At 68.2% G+C, this 18,322-nt stretch carries 14 protein-coding genes and 3 pseudogenes; 13 read left to right on the top strand and 4 right to left on the bottom strand.

Annotated features, from left to right (window positions below; genetic code table 11):
• The first annotated feature begins 130 nt into the window (after positions 1 to 130).
• The 10 genes and pseudogenes from EJC51_RS00100 to EJC51_RS00145 all read left to right on the top strand — a co-directional run bounded on the left by EJC51_RS00100 (position 131) and on the right by EJC51_RS00145 (position 8,930).
• Positions 131 to 517, top strand: a complete 387-nt coding sequence (locus tag EJC51_RS00100) for a CpaE-like family protein (protein WP_126269105.1) — start codon at positions 131 to 133, stop codon at positions 515 to 517.
• Between the two features lie 52 nt (positions 518 to 569).
• The gene (locus EJC51_RS00105) at positions 570 to 1,181 is read left to right on the top strand and encodes a cell envelope biogenesis protein OmpA (RefSeq protein WP_126269106.1); all 612 of its coding nucleotides are present in this window, start codon (positions 570 to 572) and stop codon (positions 1,179 to 1,181) included.
• A 32-nt stretch (positions 1,182 to 1,213) separates the two neighbouring features.
• Positions 1,214 to 2,020 carry a hypothetical protein gene (locus EJC51_RS00110; protein WP_126269107.1) on the top strand — a complete coding sequence of 269 codons (807 nt, stop codon included), beginning with the start codon at positions 1,214 to 1,216 and terminating at the stop codon, positions 2,018 to 2,020.
• A 44-nt stretch (positions 2,021 to 2,064) separates the two neighbouring features.
• A complete protein-coding gene (locus EJC51_RS49110) occupies positions 2,065 to 2,517 on the top strand; it encodes a single-stranded DNA-binding protein (RefSeq protein WP_126269108.1) in 453 nt (150 codons plus the stop codon).
• 134 nt (positions 2,518 to 2,651) lie between these two features.
• Positions 2,652 to 3,770: a DNA-processing protein DprA gene (locus EJC51_RS00120; RefSeq protein WP_126269109.1), complete on the top strand. Its 1,119-nt coding sequence runs from the start codon at positions 2,652 to 2,654 to the stop codon at positions 3,768 to 3,770.
• Between the two features lie 1,025 nt (positions 3,771 to 4,795).
• A pseudogene (locus EJC51_RS48140) lies at positions 4,796 to 4,945 on the top strand (transposase); the annotation flags it as partial.
• A 182-nt stretch (positions 4,946 to 5,127) separates the two neighbouring features.
• Positions 5,128 to 6,867, top strand: coding sequence for an AIPR family protein (locus EJC51_RS00130; RefSeq protein ID WP_126269111.1), 1,740 nt, complete (start codon positions 5,128 to 5,130; stop codon positions 6,865 to 6,867).
• Between the two features lie 126 nt (positions 6,868 to 6,993).
• Entirely contained in the window at positions 6,994 to 7,674 is a 681-nt protein-coding gene (locus EJC51_RS00135) for a hypothetical protein (protein ID WP_126269112.1), read from the top strand.
• Positions 7,675 to 7,712: 38 nt separating this feature from the next.
• A pseudogene (locus EJC51_RS00140) lies at positions 7,713 to 8,470 on the top strand (transposase).
• 70 nt (positions 8,471 to 8,540) lie between these two features.
• Positions 8,541 to 8,930, top strand: coding sequence for a trypco2 family protein (locus EJC51_RS00145; protein WP_166682788.1), 390 nt, complete (start codon positions 8,541 to 8,543; stop codon positions 8,928 to 8,930).
• 194 nt (positions 8,931 to 9,124) lie between these two features.
• Here EJC51_RS00145 and EJC51_RS00150 read toward each other — a convergent pair whose 3' ends face one another.
• Together EJC51_RS00150 and EJC51_RS00155 are read right to left on the bottom strand one after the other, a co-directional pair.
• On the bottom strand, positions 9,125 to 13,081 hold the full coding sequence (locus tag EJC51_RS00150) for a trypsin-like peptidase domain-containing protein (RefSeq protein WP_126269114.1): 3,957 nt from the start codon (positions 13,079 to 13,081) through the stop codon (positions 9,125 to 9,127).
• On the bottom strand, positions 13,057 to 13,416 hold the full coding sequence (locus EJC51_RS00155; protein WP_126269115.1) for a CU044_2847 family protein: 360 nt from the start codon (positions 13,414 to 13,416) through the stop codon (positions 13,057 to 13,059). The genes EJC51_RS00150 and EJC51_RS00155 overlap by 25 nt, the downstream gene beginning before the upstream one ends.
• Positions 13,417 to 13,797: 381 nt before the next feature.
• Here EJC51_RS00155 and EJC51_RS00160 point away from each other — a divergent pair, with 381 nt between their 5' ends.
• From EJC51_RS00160 to EJC51_RS00170, 3 genes and pseudogenes are all read left to right on the top strand, one after another.
• The gene (locus EJC51_RS00160; RefSeq protein ID WP_126269116.1) at positions 13,798 to 14,142 is read left to right on the top strand and encodes a hypothetical protein; all 345 of its coding nucleotides are present in this window, start codon (positions 13,798 to 13,800) and stop codon (positions 14,140 to 14,142) included.
• Between the two features lie 132 nt (positions 14,143 to 14,274).
• Positions 14,275 to 15,030, top strand: a complete 756-nt coding sequence (locus EJC51_RS00165) for a hypothetical protein (protein WP_126269117.1) — start codon at positions 14,275 to 14,277, stop codon at positions 15,028 to 15,030.
• A 273-nt stretch (positions 15,031 to 15,303) separates the two neighbouring features.
• Positions 15,304 to 16,218: pseudogene (locus EJC51_RS00170) on the top strand (replication-relaxation family protein).
• Between the two features lie 250 nt (positions 16,219 to 16,468).
• On the opposite strand, the gene EJC51_RS00180 reads toward EJC51_RS00170, so the two are convergent.
• Together EJC51_RS00180 and EJC51_RS00185 are read right to left on the bottom strand one after the other, a co-directional pair.
• The gene (locus EJC51_RS00180; RefSeq protein WP_425276834.1) at positions 16,469 to 16,978 is read right to left on the bottom strand and encodes a GNAT family N-acetyltransferase; all 510 of its coding nucleotides are present in this window, start codon (positions 16,976 to 16,978) and stop codon (positions 16,469 to 16,471) included.
• Between the two features lie 11 nt (positions 16,979 to 16,989).
• Positions 16,990 to 18,237, bottom strand: coding sequence for a helix-turn-helix domain-containing protein (locus EJC51_RS00185; protein WP_126269120.1), 1,248 nt, complete (start codon positions 18,235 to 18,237; stop codon positions 16,990 to 16,992).
• Positions 18,238 to 18,322: the final 85 nt, after the last annotated feature.

Genomic DNA, 18,322 nt, shown 5'->3' on the forward strand with positions numbered 1-18,322 from the left:
CCGCCCCGCCCGCAGGCCGCCAACTCACCCTTCCCCGAGGCCCATTCCCGGCCCCGGCCCCCCACGAAAGCGACGTGTCACCGCCATGCCCGCCCCCGCGCAAGCTCCCCGGGAAGGACCGCAGGCTCCGGTGCTGGTGATCAGCGACCGCAGTGACGACGATCCGGTCGGCCTGCGCACGAGCCCCGTCCCCCGCCTGCACCTGCCGTCACCGCTGTTCAGCGCCGAGGAGTACCAGCGCGCTCCGCTCGTGCTCCTGGACGACCGCAGCTACACCGACTTCACGCTCCGCCACCTGCCGCACCGCCCAGGTCTGGTCATCGTCCTGGCCGCCCCCGACGACGGCACCGTCTATCCCCGGGCAGCCGCCATCGGCGCGGAGGCCGTCATCCGGGCCGACGGCAACCTCAACTGGCTGCACCTGCGCCTGCACGACGCCACCGGCTGCCACTACGCCCACTGGGAAGCACTCCTGACCGCCGGCCCCGCCGATCCTTCCCCACCGGCCAGCAGCTGACGCCCGACCTCGCGCTGCGAACCGCGTCCCGCGAGCCGAAGGAATTCATCACATGCATGCGATCCCCCAACGCTGTGCCGACCGTCCGCTCGCCGGCGGGCTGGTGGTGCCGTACGTGACCCTGATCCACGGCGGTCACGCCGCCTTCGGTGTCCTCGACGCCGACAAGGCCCACGCCGCCTTCCTCGGGCGCCTGTGCCAGATCTGCGAACAGCCATTGGACGAACGGTGCTTCCTGCTGGTGCGCCCGGCCGACGTCCTCCAGGGCTGCTCCCCGGAACCGGCGCTGCACCCCGAGTGCCTGCCCTATACCGCCGACCACTGCCCGATGCTCAACGGCAGCCGCACGCACTACCGCCGCAGCCCCATCCTGGCCAGCCACCCGGCCGGACGGCCGTGTTCCGATCTGTCCTGCCGGTGCCTGTCCCGAACGACGGACGAAGGGCACGCCGCCCGCAGCGCCAGCCCCGCCGACCGGTACGAGGCCTGGATGATCCACACCCCCAACTACCGCCTGGTCTTCCCGCCCGAGCGCCCCGAGATGCCCTCCGGCATCAGCCTCGACGCACCCGTCCTGCGCCGGCGCCTGCTGCGCACCGCCACCCTCACCCCCGACCAGCAACGCCTGATGAACCTCTTCAACGGCCTCATGAACGGGGCCTGACCGCCCCATCTCGCACAGAAAAGGAAACCGCCATGCCGATCACACCGGACCCGACCACGCCCGCAGGCGCAGCCGTCCTCGATCTGGCCGACCTGATGGACGACCTCCAGGAACGCACCGGCCAATGGCCCGGGGCGGACACCGTCAGCATCCTCGAAGGGTGGCTGCACCGCTTCAGCTTCGCGATCGAGGAGAACCTCACCTCGCAAGTGACAGGCCGCGCGTGGGTGCTGCGCCGCTGGGACCGGCACAGCGACGATGTCACGCTCTGGTCCGACAAGGCCTCCGCCCTTGCCTCGCTGGCGCAGCACGTGCACAGCGCCTGGGACGACGTGGCGGGCGAGGACGGTGTCCCGCTCCGCCCGCCCGCCGACGACCGCAAGGCCGTGGACCTCTTCTACGAGTTGAGGCAGGACATCGAGGGGTACACGCTGTACGACGAGGACATCGCCCGCTGCGTGCTCGCGCCCCGTAATCCCAGCCTCTCGGACGCCGAGGAGTGCGCGGAGGCGAACAGCACGGCTGTGTTCCACGCGATGCGGGGGCCTGACGACGAGGGCCTGCCCTGCATGGAGATCGCGGGCATTCTCGTGTTCGCCTACCTCGACGCCGATCGCGAGGCCGTACGGGTCTCCGTTCATCTGGACACCACCGACGAGCAGTTGGTCCGGGCCGACAGCACGGTCCCGATGGTGGTGGAGATCGAGGACACCACGGTGTTCGACAACCTCACCCCGCTTCCGGCCCCGGCGCAGCCGACCGGGTGGAAAGCCCGCTTCCGGCGTCTCACCCGCCGTCCCGCACCCTCCGGCGGCGGGAAGTGCCGACAGGGGGGTTGACCAGACCCGTAGATACACTATTATTTGCTATAGGAGGTGTTCGTATGGCCCCGTCCGTCACGCACGTGTCCGGCACCGTCACCGGTGACGTGGAAGTCCGCTTCACCCGCGACGGCATCGCCGTCTGCCGGTTCCGTCTCACCGAGACCCCCACGCAGTGGGATGCCACCGCGCAGAAGTGGCGTGACCTGGAGCCGATCCCCTACATCTGCACCGCCTGGCGCGACCTGGCCACCAACGCCACCGAATCGCTCACCGACGGGGTCAGCATCCTGGTCAAAGGACGCATCACCGGTCTCAAGGACGACTCGATCTACCTGAGCGTCGACGACCTCGGCATCAGCCTGCGCAGGCGTATCGCCTACACCGAGACCAGCCTGCCCAGCCCCATCGCCGCCCGCCCCTACACCGCAACCCCGCCGCCGCAGCCCGCCACCGCACCCCCGGCCCCCAGCCGACCGGGCAGCCCCCCGTGGTGGGAGCAGAAACGGGCCTAGACCGCCCGCCCCACCCCCAGCCGCCGACGGCGCTCCCCTTCCCGCCGGCCCTGGGGCACATCTCCCCTTCGCCGCCCCGGCGCGGCACCGGTTCGCCTGCCGGTGCCGCGCCCTGCCCGAAAGGCCGGCCTCTCATGCCCACACCCGCCCTGTCCGAACGAGCCGCACGCGCCGCGCTCGCCGCCCACTTCGCGCCCGGCCAACTCGCCGCCGACCTCAACGAGTACACCGCGGCCGAGGTGTGGGACCGCCGCCTCGGCGGCGACGGCAGCGGGCTCCTTTCCTCCTACCGGCCGCGCGAGGAACTCGCCCAAGCAGAGCTGACCTGCAGGTTCATCATCCCCTCGGATGAGGAGTGGCCCACCGCCCTCGCTGATCTGGGGCCCGCGTGCCCGCCGGGCCTGTGGGTCCGCGGCCGCGAACACCTGCCGCGGCTGACCGGCAGTGCCGTCGCCGTGACCGGCAACCGGGTCCCCACCGAGCAGGCCGTGACCCGCGCGCACGATTTCGCCACCGCCCTCGCCGAGGCCGATCACACAGTCACCGCCACGCTCGCCTACGGCATCGACTCCACCGCCCACCAGGCCGCCGCCGAGACGGGCGCCGCGTCCCTCGCCGTCCTGCCGCGCGGCCTGGACGGCGCCCACCCACACACGCACGCCCCGCTGCTGCGCTCCGTCCTCGACAGCGGCGGTGCGGCCGTCAGCCTCTACCGGCCCGGCACCGAAGCCAGCGGCGCGACGCTGAAGGCCAGCGCCGTCCTGCTGGCCGCGCTCGCCCGGGCGGTGATCCTCGTCGAGGCCCTGGACCACGTCGTGGCGATGTACACAGCCGAGACCGCGGTCGGCCTCCACCGGCCCCTGCTCGCCGCGCCCGCCACCGGCGACGTCCGCTCCAGCGGCAACGCCCGCCTCATCGACAAGCAGCTCGCCGTCAGCAGCCTTGACCCCCGTCTCCCGCTCGCTCTGCCGCACGCGCGCGTGGCCCGCGCCCGCGACGTCGCGCACGGCGACCTGCTCCTGGCCGCGGTCGGCGAGGAGAGAGCCGACTACTTCACCACCCCCTACATCGCCCACCCCGAGCCCTTCGACCCATCGTGCGGCTGCGGCGTGTGCTGCCTCGTCACGGCGCCCGGCGAGGTGGTGGTGCTGTCCCAGGGCGACCCCTGGGAGTCCTGCGACCCGTGGCCCGCCGATGACCGCCTTCTCATCGTCTCCGCCCAGCGGCTGACCGACCGGCCCCTCGAGGAGTGAGAGCCGCCATGTCCCGTACGACGTACGCCCCTGCACTGCCAGGCCTCAGCGCCGCCGACGACGACCTCGACACCATCATCAACTGGGGCCTGGGCGCCGACTCCACCGCCTACCTCGCCAAGATGCTCACCGCCCCGGACGCGCACGGCATCGACCTCGACCGCACCGCCGTCCTCTACATGGCCACCGGCAGCGAGTGGCCCGAAACCCGGCTCCTGGCCGACGAGTTCATGCTCCCGCTGCTGCGCGAGAACGGCATGCGCTTCGTCCAACTGGCGCGCAACGGGCACCTCCAGTCCGACGGGTTCACCATCCTGGACGACTCCCACCGCCCCGAAAAGCTCTTCGCCCGCGGCCCGTGGACGCTGTGGGACGACCAGGAGTCCGTCGGCACGGTGCCCCAGGTCGCCGGCACCCGCAAATGCTCCCTGTGGGCCAAGGGCGACGTCGGTGACTGGTGGCTCAAGCAGGTCTTCGGCGGGCGTCCGTTCCGGCAGATCATGGGCTTCAACGCCGACGAGGAAGGCCGCCGCCTCGGCGACCAGGTCACCTCGAAGATGCCCGGGCGTACCGGACAGTTCCCGCTCATCGACTGGGGCTGGCACCGTCAGCAGTGCGAGGCCTACCTGCTGGAGCGGTTCGGCGTGCACTGGCCGAAGTCGTACTGCACGTTCTGCTGCTTCTCCGCCTCCATGGGCGCGCTGCCCGCCCACATGGAGCGCATGCGCTCCCACCCCGACATCGCCGGCGAGGTGCTGCGCCTGGAGTACACGGCGATGAGCCTCAACCCGAACGCCAAGCTCTACGGCCGCAAGACCCTCCTGGAGCTCTTCGACCCGACCCAGCCCCGCGACCGGGCATGTCTGAAGGCGTTCGAGCGCGAACTCGACATGCCCTGGGCGCTCTACCACGTGCGGCGCCTGTTCCTGCTGGCAGAAGACGGCAGGCGCCGACCGGTCAAGCGCTCCACCGAGCGCGTCGACATCGGCCGCCCCCACCAGCTCGCCCGGCGGCTGATCAGCATCTCCCACAAGCAGATCCGGGCCCGGGTCGAGCACGTCTTCGCCCGCATGAAGACCTGGAAGATCCTCCGCGACTGCCGCCTCAAGGGGGACGGTGTCCACCACGCGATGCTCGGCATCGCCCGCATGCACAACCTTGCCCTCGTCGGATAGGCAAGGGCCGCACGGTGACCCACCCCGCGGTGTCTCGGAGATCATTTACGGGACCGCCCTTAGCACGCAAGAACAGCGGTTCGGTTCTCCATAACTCTCCGCAGTACGCGGGCTGTTCACAACCGCATGAGCCTGCCAACATCGTTGTCCGGGTTTGACGCATTGGTGGGGGGCGGTGCTGTATGACATCCGTACAGAACAACGACCAGCGACTGCTCGACCGCATCCTGGAGGACCAGCACCGGAAGTTGGCACCGGACAAGAGCAGGGACGACTTCTTCACCTTCTTCGCTGCCGACAAGGCTCTGCAGGACTGGGACCTCGACAACGACGAAATCATGGACGGCATCGTTGACGGTGCCCACGACTGCGGCATCGACGGCATCTGGACCTTCGTTGACGAGCGCTACGTCACTGCTGACGCCCATCAGTTCCTGCCGTCGCGCGCCGGCAAGATCGAATTAGTGATCCTGCAAGCCAAGACCTCGACGGGCTACCAGGAGACCGTGGTCGAGAAGCTCCACTTCCACCTGCCCACTCTGCTGGACATGAGCCGGGATGAAGATGACCTGGTCGCACACACTAACGCCAAGCTTCTAGACCGTACACGGCGCTTCCTGCACATCCTCGAAGAGCTGGCGTCATCCTTCCCGCAGGTACGCATCAAGGTGATCTACGCGAACAAGGCCGCCGAGACGCCGCACCCCAATGTGAAGGCCAAGGGAGACCGGCTGCGGCGCGAGCTCTCAAAAATCACTTCGGACACCAAGGCAGATCTGGAGTACCTCAACGCCGCTGATCTCCGCGAACGCACCGCCCGAGGCGCCAAGGCCGTCGCTCAGTTGGTGTTCACCGAAACCCCGATGAGCACCTCCCTCGGCGAGGGATACGTATGTCTGGCCCGTCTGGACGAGTACTACCGCTTCATCACCTCGGACAACGAAGCCCTGCGCCTGGAGTTGTTCGAATCAAACGTGCGTGACTACGCCGGGTCCACCGCGGTGAACAACGCCATCGGCGAGACACTCAAGTCCGGCACGGGCGAGGACTTCTGGTGGTTCAACAACGGCGTCACCGTCGTCGCCGACGCCGCCCAGATCGCAGGCAAAAGGATCGTCGTCAAAGAGCCGCAGATCGTCAACGGCCTGCAGACCAGTCATGAGATCTACAGCTACTTCCAAAGCGGCGGCCAGCACCGCGATCGCTCTCTGCTGGTCAAGATCGTGGTCGCACCCGAGTCCGGCACCGCCCGCGACCGCATCATCCGGGCTACGAACAGCCAGACACAGCTGCCGGCGGGCGCCCTGCGAGCCACCGAGGCAATCCAGAAAGATATCGAAGAGAGCCTGGGCCACGCTGGTGGCTACTACTACGAACGCCGGGCCAGCTACTACCGCAACCTCGGCTTCCCTCTCGATCGGGTCGTCAGCATGACCCGGCTGGCTCGGGAGTTCACCGCCTTCGTCCAGCGCGAGCCGCACACCGCGCTGCGACACTCGGACGCACTGCTGCTGGACGACCAGCACTACTCTCAGATCTTCTCCTCTCGCCACGACCTGGACATCTACCGCCTCTGTCTGGACGTCCACACCCGCCTACGAGCCTTCCTTGCTCCGTACGCCGAAGACCGCCCGCTGCTGGGAGAAACTCTGGAGAACTGGCTCTACCCGCTGGCAGCCATGTCCGCCCACACGCTCACTCGGCTGAGGCAGCCCACCCTGCGGGACCTGCTCAACATCGATCTTCTACATCTCACCGATGACCTCATGTCCCGTATGGCGGGCACTCTGGAACAAAACTTCAAGAGCGCCCTGCGGCAGAGCAAGGCCGGCGGTGTCGACCGCATCGCGCGCACACCAGACTTCACCGCCAAACTCCGCCAGGCCGTCATCTCCCAAAGCCGTTACCAAATCGAACGCTAAGGGCTGTCCCGTAATCGATCTTCGAGTTGCGGGTGAGCTGCCAGGAGCGCTGGTGCTCCGGTCGGTCAGCGCGTCGTGGGCAGCACCTACCATGCCCTCGTGACGCGACCGTGGACGGTACGAAGGATGGCCGAGCAGTTTGTTGAGCTGCTCGGGATGGCCCCTACCAGCATCGACGGCGGCGAGTTGGAGTTCGTCCGGGGAAGCCTGTGCACCACGCTTTCGATCTGGAAGGACCGTTACGACCGGTCGCTCTTCGGCTGGATGGTGCACACGGACCACTGCGGTCTCGGTGACCGGATGGACGGCTTTGGCGGAGTGGGCATCCGGATCGACCACCAGTCGCCGTCCGGCGACGCAGGTCCGACTGACATTCCTCCCGCTGCCTGCTATCCCTGGCCGGCGGGCAGTGCTCCGCTCGCCTCTGAAGTCTCCGCCAACGTCACTTACTACGGGCCGCCGTCCCTGCGCTTCGTCCGCGACTCCCACGACCTGGGACTGCTGCTCCTGGCGGACACCCATGTTCACCGGGACGGGCTCTGGTCGTTCGCGCCAGCCAACAACGAGCCGTCACGACTTGCGAAAGCCATCCTTCTGGCTCGTCAGTGCGGTGATCAGGATCTGGAGCGGGCCGCTGTCGCTAAGTTGCGGAACCGCGGCGAGGAGCCGGTGGCTCGCCGCCCCGACTACCTGTTCCGACAGGCCGTCGCCGACTGGTCCAGGCAGTATGCCAAGGCCACGGGCATCGATCTCAGTGACCTGGCCAAGCTCAAACGGAAGCGCCCTCAGTACCCCGACATCCCGTAGCTCAGCACGGCTCCTCGGGGCCGGGAGATGATCTCGCCGTGATCACGGCATCGGAGCCCCGCTGGATAAGACCGTTCACCGGGCTGAGCCCGCAGCAGTTCGGCACGCTCATCACCGCTCTACGCAAGGAAGGCGCGGTCCCGGTACGCAAGGGACGGCCGTGGGGTCTCCCGCTGGAGGACCGCGTGCTACTGGTCATCGCGTACTGGCGGACCAACATGACACTGCGACAGCTCGCCCTCCTGTTCGGGAGAAGTCGGCCGCCGACCGCGTCATCGACCACCTCGGGCCCGCCCTCGCACTGCGCCAGCGCCGGCGGTTCCGCAAGGATGCCGTGCTGATCGTGGACAGCACCTTGGTCCCCACCCGCGACCACAACATCGCCGAGCGATCGAAGAACTACCGATACTCCACCAACCACCAGATCGTCATCGACGCCGACACCCGGCGCGTCGTCGCCGTCGGCCGGCCCCTGCCGGGTAACCGCAACGACTGCAAGGCATGGGAACTGTCCGGGGCGAAGGCCGCCGTCGGCAGGACAACCGTGATCGCTGACGGCGGCTACCGCGGCACCGGCCTGGTCATCCCTCACCGCCGGGAACGCGACCAGGCCGAACTACCGACATGGAAAGAGGAGCACAACGCCTCCCACCGCAAGGTCCGCGCCCGCGTCGAGCATGCCTTCGCACACATGAAGACGTGGAAGATCCTCCGCGACTGCCGCCTCAAGGACGAGGGCGTCCACCACGCCATGCTCGGCATCGCTCGCCTCCACAACCTCACCCTCACAGGGTGAGGGGCAGCACCGCTGGTCAGTCGGCATGCCATAGATCATTTACGGGACAGCCCTTAGGCAGCCTCACGTCGTGGTGTCTTTGCGAATCCGCCCTATGGGCAAACAGGTTTTGGTAGTCGTAAACAACGGCGGCGCCTGCGCGGGGCCGATGCCGGAGGCGGAAGCAAAGTGTCTGCAAGTGCTTGCGGAGCAAAACGCAGGGGCGGTGACAATGAGTTCGGGCGGTGCAGGTGAGGACTGGTTGGACCTGGCGGATGCGGTGGCGTTGTTGCGGAGCCAGATAGCCGAAGCACAGGCGCGGATCGATGATCCGCAAGGGGCGGGCGATAAGGGTGTGCGGTTCGAAATCGGTGAAATCACCGTTGACTTGGGGATGGAGCTGACACGAACCCGGGGTGCTGACGGCCAGCTGCGGTTCAGCGTATTCGGCGTAGATCTGGGCGCAGGGTCCCTTGCATGATCGAGGTCTGTCCGGATTCATCCGGTGAGGCCGAGGGCGGTCAGGGGCCTTCGCCAGTCGCGTGACGTAGGGCGGCCGCGATGTTGGTGTGGCCGTCCTGACGGTGGACGCCGATGGCGAGGTTGTACAGGCTGGCCATGATGCGCGGGAGAGGGAGGCGGAGGACTCGCGTCGTATCTGGTGATCAGGAGGCATCAGATCTGCCAGGGTCTGTCCCAGGGAATCACCGCCGCGAGATACGTGCCCATGTCGTTGAGGATCGCCGGTTCCGGCAGCCGTAGCAGACCGAATCCGGCCCCCGCCAGCAGGCCGTACAGAATGACCTTGCGTCCCTTTCGCCTCATTCCGCAGGTCCCGCTAGCCCCGAGATACAGCGTGGTGACCAGGAGGGCGGTCACCCCGAAGTACACCCGCAACTTCCAGTCCTCGGGCGGGTCCGGGGCCATGCAGGCGGTCCCGAACGCGTTGGCCGCCACCGCCACGGCGAACGGCAGGACGGCGAGAAGGGCGATGAAGGGCAGCCGGATCAGCGCGGTCAGCACCCAGTCGACCGCAGTGCGCACCGCGTCCACGACGACCCGCGCGAACTCGGTCAGGCCGTCTGCGACGACCCGCGTGAGGTCGGCCGAGCGGACGGCCATGCGCACGCTCACGTCCCACGCGACCTCACCGAAAGCCAGAAGGCGATAGCGCGGATCAAGGCTCAGACTCCGTGCGAGGGCGAGTCTCACATCGCCCCGGGGGCCCTGCCGGGCGGTGATGGCCGTGGCCCGGCGTGCGGCGAGCAGACGCAGCCTGCCGGAGAGGGGCTGGGTCTCGGCCAGCAGCGTCAGCTGGGACCAGGCCCCGGCGTGGCCCAACTGCGTGATGAGTTCCCGGCACTCGCCCTCGTCCCGTGGGCCATCGGTGATCATCGTGCTGACCGTGACGGACCACCAGGGCGATGTGTCCGGTGCGTGGAGTCCTCCGGCGGCTGGGGGAAGCCACCAGGAAGCCGTGTATTCCAGCAGCGCGCTGCGTCGGCGCTGAGGCAGTTCAGGGTGGGTCAGCAGGGCCGTCAGAGCCTCTTGGATCCTGGCCCGGGGTTCGGGGGACGACGGCAGCCGGTGCGCGGCGGAGCACCGGACGTCGATCGAGACGGAGTGATCGTTGACGATCGACAGCAGCATGTCCGTGATGTGGCGGCCCTTCACGGCCGGTAGGTGTTCCAGGGCTTGCAACTTCAGTGCGGAAGTCGCGTCGGGATCCGCAACTGCGGCCATCAGCAGCCGCTCGCGCCGCTCGGCGTCGTGGACGGACCGTGCCGCCTCGATCCGCACCCGCACGGGCAGCCGCGGATCCTCGGCCAGGCCGCCGAGCACGGCGTCCCCCTGCGGATTGCGGTGAAAGAGCGACGGCAGCAGGCTGAGGGCCCTGAGGGAGTCGTCCGGCGGCGGTCCGCCACGGATCAGTTCCGTCAGCGTCTCCGCGATCGTCCCGGCATGTCGTCCGTCCAAGTGCTGGGCCGCCTGGATCCGCGCGCTGCTCGATGCGCCGGTGTCGGTGAGCCGGGCCAGCAGAACTTCGGTGCCTTTCGAGAGCTGAAGCCGGAGCATGGTCCTGGCGGCTTCGAGCCAGAGCGCCGCAGCGTCCTCGGGGCCCCTCGCGATCCTGACGAGGACACTGGTCCCGTACGGGTCGCCTCGTCGCACCAGTTCTTCGGCGGCCGCGATGGTGCCCCGTCCGGTGGAGTCGGCCGCCATGGCCCGCAGCGCCTTAATGCCACGCGGGTCGCCGAGGTCGGCGAGACCACGTGCGGCGTTCAGACGATAGTCCAGGCTGCGGTGCTGTTCCGCCGTTTCGGCGAGGATCTTGACGCCCCGCTCGTCCCCCATCCGGGCCAGGGCCACCGCTGCCTCGTGGTCCAGGTCAAGGGCAGCGTCGTGGAGCACGGATACGGCTGTGTCCCGAGCTTCCTCGTCGACCTTCGAGCCGTCGGCGACGAGGGTGGCGATGAGGGTCGCGCCTCCGTTCCGCACCGCAAGTCGGCGGAGCGTCGACTGGAGTCCGCGTTGCTCCTCCTGCCCCCAGGCGTCGACCAGGAAGCGGACCACGGAGGTCGCTGCCGGATCGGAGTCGCGCGCGAGGCCCAGGGCCCAGGCGGGCCATCGTGGGTCGTGGCCAAAGACCCGGCGGAACTCCTTGGTGCTGCGTTGGGTGTCCTTGGCGATCCATCGCGCTGTGAGGTACTCGGCGAAGGTCTGGTGGATGAAGACGAAGTCGTCGCGCCGCTGGCGCAGGAGCCCGCCGGCACGGAGGAGTTCGGGCAGGGCGACGCCGCGCAGGTCGGCCCATTCCTCCTCCGACAGTCCCTTGTGGCCGAGTTCGGCCGACCACTTGGTCAGGAGCTGCACGGCCGATTCCTTGCTGCCGTAGTGGCGTTCGTAGGCGAGACGCTGGACCAGATCGGGCAACGCATCGCGAAGACCGGTCAGTGCCGCGTCACCGACGTCTTTGTACTCCTCGATGGCGGCTTGTCGCAGTTGGGGCCACGGGCTGTCGCTCCGCTTCCAGCGTTTCCGGCCCTGGACCGCTGTGACGAACTTCCGATATACGGCGCTGCGACCGCGCGGCAGCGGCAAGTCCTGGTCTGCCTTGAACAGCTGGCACAGCATGGACGCCATCAGCGGCGTCCTGGCCGGCTCCGTCATCCCGGAGGCTTCGAGACGCTCCAGGAAGAGAGCCGCCGCGTCCACTGGCTGGCGAACCTTCAGAGCCGTCAGCCAGCGGGTGGCGAAGTCGGACAGCTGACGCGGGTCCAGTGGCAGCAGGTCGAACCGGCGCAGATTGGGGGGCAGCTCCTCGGTCGGCAGGGGCCGCGTCGTCACCAGGAAGCGATAATTGTCGCCCACACTCAGCTCGCGCAGTGCGGTGATCCTCTGGATGACCCTCTCGCGGGCCTGCGGGCCACCGACCTCGTCGAGCCCGTCGACAAGGATCAGCCAGCGCGTGGCCGGTACCGGGGGTCCTTTGAACCACTCGCGAGGCCAGCCGCTAGCAGAGGGTGGCAGGATCTCAGTGTCCACGGCTTCGGCGATCGCGGCCAGCGGAAAGTCCTTGTCCAAGTCCCGGGCGTCCACTCGGACGGGAACCAGGTCGTGCCAGTCCGGGGGCTTCCACCGGGCAGCTAACTCGGTGACAGCGTGCCGGAGCAGGCTCGATTTGCCCGCGCCGGGGGCACCGATCAGCAGGATGTCCTGGTCGAGCTGGAACAGATCCTCGGCCGGGATCCGCTCGTTCCCCGAGGGGCCCGGTTCCTCGGCGGACTCCTCCGAGCCGACGCTCGGACTGACGTAGACCATGGACAGGGTCCTGGGCGGCTCTCCCTCGATCATCGGATACGGGTGCTGTCCGTCGGCCGCCTTCCTGGCGCCCTTCAGATAGTCCAGCAACAGAGCGGTCGGCTGCCGCCAGCCACCGGCTTCCAGTTGGCCGGGGTTCAGCCGCCACGGCCATTCGCCTTTGACGGCCGTCCGGTCGGCTCCCGCGGGGCAGCGCGCCAGGATCTCCGCCACCGGCACCAGATGGACGCTGGTGCTGAGGTTGGAGGTGCTCACCATGCCGCACACCGCGCCGGTACGGAGGTTGATCACGGCGCTGCCGCTGCATCCCTCGCCCACGAGCCCCTCCGCGTGCGGCAGCCAGGGCCCGCCCGGCCGGTCGCTGCGCCGATCCGTGCCCTGGTAGCGCAGGGTGGCGGTCTGGCCCAAGAAGCCGCGGACCGGATGGCCGTACGTCCACAGATCGTCGCCGATCTCGACCTTGTTCGACGTGAGAACCGGCTGAAGGGGTGGGGCAGGGCTGCCGGAGGGTTCGACGATGCGCAGCAATACGAGGTCGAGACCGCCGTCCCGGTCCCGGACATACGAGCCGGGCACGGGCTCCAGGATGAGTTCTCGGTCGAGGGCGACGACTTTGCCGCGTATCCGCTTGGGCAGCGTGCGCTCGTTCTTGGCGACGACGTGTGCGCAGGTCGCCACCAAGCCGTCGGCGATGACAAATCCGGTGCCGACGTCACCAGAGGGCGGTTCGAGCCGTAAGGTCGCCGCCTTGAGGAGTCCCTCCCAGCCGGTCAGTTCGGCCGGGATCACGGAGTCGGCGGCTGCTCCCATTCCAGCTCCACCGTGAAGGCCGAGGAGGTGCGCGCCTTGCCGACCACGGCGACGACAGATCCAGATTCGAGCGCGAACTCGCAGCCGAACTGGACCCGCACGCGCGTGGCTTCGCTCTGCCGCAGCTGGGTCACCACGGCCCGTGCAGTGCTTGTCAGCCCTTCCAGGGCCTCGTCCAGTCGCCGCCGAACCCGCCCCGAGACCTCCCGCTCGTCGCCGTACCTGCTGTCCAGCTCTTGTACGGCCATGTAGACGCGCTGCCCGTCCACGTCGAGCAGGACCAGACGCTCGTCCGAGCCGTCCATGCGTCCCGCGTCCTGCACGCTTCCCCCCATACCCCTATGACCACCCTTTCGGTGAGTAGCGAGATAGATACTCAGCGTAGCGGCAACTCGCCCCGGAATTCAGTCGCTTGGGGATTTGGAAGCAGGTTGAAGTACTCGAATGTTTCGTCCGGAGTGCCCGTGCCGGCCCATCCTTGGAGGGGACCTCCCGGTTCGAGCAGGGGGCAGGCGCAGTGTTTTCGACCCCCGCTGGACTTCGAGCGGATGGAACGCGACGTCCACGCCGCCCTGCTCAAGCCGCCCACATGGGACTCAGGGGCCCGCACCGGGCCGGGCGAGATCCTGCACAGCGCCGCCGGGTGCGACGGCTGCCACTGACCACCACACCACCCACCACCACACCGCTCACCGACCCTTGGAGGGATACTTCTCATGATGACGACGACCACCCAGCGCATCCTCGATCTCACTGCAGCAGCACCGTCCAGCCACGGCGAGGACCTGCTGCTGCTCCTGGGCGAGGCGAACGAGCTGTACCAGCAGGGCCTGCGGGAGCTGCATTGGGAGGTGGCAGTGCATCTCGAGGGGCTGGCCACTGCGGAGCTGATGGTCGCCGCGGATGCCTCCGGTATGCCCTGCGATACCACCCAGGACCGCACCGAAGTGATCTTGCTGTTGGCCTTGGCCGAGTGGGAGATGACGCCGGCTGCCATCGCGTACACGCAGATGGCCGAGGCTGCCGCGTGCCGCGGCATCTACCTGCTCCCCGAGGAATAGGAGGGGCGCCGCCAGCGCGGCCACTGGGAAGAATCTCAAGTCGCGGGCTGGACCCCTCCCTAGACTTCTGCCATTATTTGCATTGTGCGCCGGGCTGGCCGGCACACTGCTGACAGGAAGGACGGTTATGCCATGACCTCGCGCCGTGAGCCCCGCCTGGCCGACGCCGCCCAGATCGCAGCCGAACACGACCTGACACCCGCCCGGATCAGCAGCCTGTACACCAGCCGCGAGCACAACACGGCCGGCCAGACCTTTCCCGAACCCGTCGCCACCCGCGGCCGTGCCCGGCTGTGGGACCACGCCGAGGTCACCGAGTGGTTCGCCCACCGCACACCGACCCGCCTTAAGGGGTACAAGCCGCCCGCCCGTGACCCGCAGGAGCTGCTCAACGCGGCAGAAGCCTCCAGGTTCCTCGGCTACAAGAACCCCAACCAGGTCACCACCTTCGTCCGCGACCACCCCGGCTACTTCCCCGACCCGGACGTCGTCGAAGAACTCGGCACCCCCGACAACCCCTACCGCCGCCAGCAGTGGCGCGTCCAGACACTGCTGAACTGGCTGGAGAGCCGGCCCGGCCGCGGACGACGCGCCGGCACCAAACCGGCACCGCCCCTGCCTGACGTTCCCGTCGACGGCGACCCGGACGAACTCCTGGGCGCCAGCGAGGCCGCCGCCCTCCTCGGCTACAAAAGCCTCAGCTCCTTCTCCAGCAGCCTCTCCCAAGGCAACCTGCCGCTGCTCAAGACCACCGACGGCATCGCCGAGAACGCCGGCCGCCAAAACGGACGCCGACGCTGGACACGGCGGCGCATCCTCGAACAGGCCGCCCAGCGCTCCAGGAGATGGGCCCCAGCGGTGAGCGGCACTGGGCGCACCGCCCCGTGAACGCGGCCCCCGGTTGAGGTTGGTCTCTTGCGGGCCGTCTGTCGCACGGTGTCCGACATGGCGTGACTACGCCACCACGCGCCGCACTAGCAGATCCCGCTGCTGCGGACCCGCCATCTTCTTCTTCCGCCCCGTCGGCACCGACGGCTCACAGCCGGTCGCCCCGACCACAACCCTGACCATGCCCCGACCACGCGGCCGTTGCTCAGCCGTGACCTTGGTCAGGCCTCCACGGTCGGGGTCATGGTCCGGGCACGGAGGTTGGCTGCCTCTATGACCCGTTCCCATTCAGGTGTTCATGCCGCTGAACCGGCCCCCAGCCCGGCTGAACCCCTGCGCCTGCAAGTCCTGACCGCGCTCGCCCTGCACCGCATCGCCACCACCGGCCAGCTCCGGCAGATGCTGCGGCCCGACAGCCCCCGCCAGCTCATCTCCCGCGTCCTCAACAAACTGCGCTCCGCACGCCTGGTCGACCTCACCCCGCTGCAGTAACCAGACCGCTCGCGCACGCACGCCTGGTACCTCACCCCGGGCGGGGTACGACTCACCCGCGACCTCCCCCTCCTGCGCGGCCGACCGCCCTACCCCATCACCTCCAGCACCGCAGCCTCCCTGAAGACGCCGCACACCCTGTGCGTAGTCCGCGCCCACCTCCCCTTCGCCACCGACGCCCGCCGGCACGGACACGAACACGGACCATGGGACTGGACCCCCGAAGTCGCCCACTCCATCGGCGAAGGCGAACGCCTCGTCGCCGACGCCGTCCTGCACTACACCGCCATCGACGGCCAACACCGGCGGAAACTGCGCGCGTTCGTCGAAGTCGACCGCACCACCATGAGCAGCGAACGCCTGGCCATCAAACTCATCGACTACGCCAGACTGTTCCACTACGAAGCACAACCCGTCGGACGCCGCCGAACCCCCGCAACCGGCCCCGCATGGCTGCGCTGGTACCCCGTCTTCCCCCGCGTCCTGTTCATCCTCACCGGCGCCTCCAGAGCAAGACTGGAAGACCGCATCAACGACCTGCAGGCCATGGCCGCACAACACCCGCTCGTCGCCACCCTCGCCCGCGAAGTACCCCTCGGCGCCGCCATCCTCGAAGACATCGAACACCACGGCCCGACCACACCGGTCTGGACACCACTGACCGGAGGCGACCCGCGCCCGTGGACCGACCTGTGAAGACCATGCGGACCAAGACCGTGGGACATGCCTCCATGTTCAGCCGGAATCTGCCTGGCTGATCCTTCGGCCCTTCATCCACGATCCTGGGGAACGGCTTGAGTTTCACACCGTGCTCACCAGCTGCCTCACCGATTACTGCCGCCACGAACTGACCCTGTGCGGCATCTTCACCGGCCGCGAACCGCCGCTCTCCACTCCCCCTTCGCCAGCCGCCTCGAAGCCCCTCGCGCACGCCCGCTGGACTGCCTCAGCCTGGCAGGTCCTTAACCATGACGGCGAACAGTGGGGAGTCGGCAAAGGGCTGTCGTTCCCCGACCTTCACGTAGCCCCATGACTCGTACAGCGCCTGAACTTTGGGGTGGTCCACCTCGACCAGGAGGACAGCTAGGTCTTCAGTGCGCTCCTTCAGCAGGGCTTCATGAAGTCGTTCGGAGATGCCCTGCTTGCGCCACTTGGGGCGCACCATGAGTTCGGACACCGAGTACGTGGAAGTTCGACCGGCCTTCGGCTCGTACTTGGCATCTCGCCACCACTCCCGGCCGGGCGTGGCCGGAGCGCCGTAGGCGAAGCCTGCAGGTTGGTCTCCGTCGTACGCCACGACGCACGTGAATCCCTCGGCACTCGACCAGTGCTCCACGAACCAGTCAAAGCGCTGGTTGAACGGGTCGTCCATCTGGTCGGCATAGGCGTCGGCATGAACATCGATAAGTAGCTGCCGGAATCCTTCGGGAAGGTGTCCGTGCCGGAAGTGGCGCATCTCGATCACATTCAGCTCCATTCTGTTCGCAGACGGTCTGCCCAGTCGCGTGCGTACGTGGCGGAGGGGGCCATAGTGAACAGAGCCCGGTGGAAGTCGCCGATGAGGGTGCGCATCCGGCCGGGGAGCGGCGTACCGGCCATGACAGTGAAGACGTCAGCAGCTGTGGCCGTGGCCTGTTCGCTGTCTCCTTGGTGGAGTTGCGCGAGGGCGAGCTGGGCGGTTGCCAGCGCCCGGTTGCGGCGGAAGGACGGCGGGATCTTGGCCAGGGCGCGGTGGGCCATGGCTTCGGCGTGGGTGTAGCGGCCGCTGCGGTGGTTGACGATGGCCCCGAGGTGGTCGAGTTCGGCTTGGCAGTAAAAGGTTGTCCAGCGCGGGCGTTCGCGCTCGGGGGCTGCGGCGAGGGCTTCCTGGGCGGAGCCGAGGGAGCGGAGGGCGGCGCGGCTGTCGCCGAGTGCCGCGTAGGCGAGTGCTGCGCGAATGCGCCCCAGGGAAGCGAAGAACAGGTCTGCGCGGGCCGCTGGGGAAGCTTGTGCGGCCTGTGCTGCTGAGAGTGCCTCTGGCCAGTTGCGGCGCTGGGCGGCGAAGATCGCCATGCTGACCCACACACTCATCTGGGTGGGTCCGTCCTGGGAGAGGCCGGCGTACGTGGAGGATTCGTTCAGATATTTCTGTGCCTGGTCGAGGTTGCGGGCGTCGATGCAAGACCAGGCCGCCGCGTCGGTGTACTCGGCGGCCAGTGCGTACAGGGCCCGACGGACACGTTCGCTCGCGTTGCGCTGCTGCAGTTCCAGCACTCGGTTGCGGCCACGGAGGGCGGCCATTTCAAGGTTGGTGTGTCCACCTTGATGCTGATCGGCCGTGACGAGGGCGTTCATTCCTTTCGCAGCCCGCGCTACGTCCGACATCCCGACCGTGCGGCGCTGAGCGAGCAGGGGAACCGCGGCGGATGCGGTCCCGGTGGCCGAGGCGATGAAAGTGCGACGCCGCACGGGATCCTCCTGCGGATGCTGCATGGTGCGTGGTGCGCTGAACCCTAAGTCCTGGACAGAGCAGCCGAACACCCGCTCCAGGGCAGCACAGGTACGGCCGATGGGGCGGCGGGACGTACCGTTGAGCAGGTTGCGGACCGTGCGGGCCGAGACATCGCCGGGCCTGCCGGTGATCTCTGCCAGCGCGGTGTTCATCCGACCAGCCAATTCGTCCTGCGTGAGCCCGAGTTCCTCCATCCGGCGCTTGAGCACGGCGTTCGCTGCCATGGCACCGACGGTAAACCGGCAGGCACTGGCCGAACCAGACTCCAGGTCACGCGACCGCAAAGTCTTCCGGTTCAAGGCGGTTAGT

This window comes from Streptomyces aquilus, from assembly GCF_003955715.1.
GTDB lineage: Bacteria > Actinomycetota > Actinomycetes > Streptomycetales > Streptomycetaceae > Streptomyces > Streptomyces aquilus.